This is a genomic window from Pseudomonas sp. 8(2025), from assembly GCF_052665325.1.
Genome location: NZ_JBQOIE010000060.1, coordinates 1 through 307, shown reverse-complemented (window position 1 = coordinate 307; position 307 = coordinate 1). Strand labels below are relative to the sequence as shown.

Sequence of the window (307 nt, the reverse complement as noted above, 5' to 3'; positions counted from 1 at the left end):
CACCAGTAGTAGGTCTTGCCCGCCTCGAGTTCCTTCGCGTACGGCGCCTTCTGGGCGACCACCGGCTCAGCCATTGTTTCCCCTCCCACCAAAGACGCCCGCGTTCAGGCGGGCGACACTCTTCAGGCGCCGGACTTCGGCTCCTTCGCCGCATCCCTGGCGCCGGAATCCGTGCGTTCGGCGATGCGCGCCGACTTGCCGCGCAGGTTGCGCAGGTAATAGAGCTTGGCACGGCGCACCTTGCCCCGGCGGATCACGTCGATGTCGCCGATCTCCCATTCCCTGAAACCCCGGGAGGTGTACATTC

At 65.8% G+C, this 307-nt stretch carries 1 protein-coding gene; it reads right to left on the bottom strand.

Going from position 1 to position 307, the window contains the following annotated elements:
• Window positions 1-122: 122 nt before the first annotated feature.
• On the bottom strand, window positions 123-307 hold a 185-nt coding region (locus ACUXVH_RS31735), incomplete at its 5' end, for a 50S ribosomal protein L19 (protein WP_445496876.1).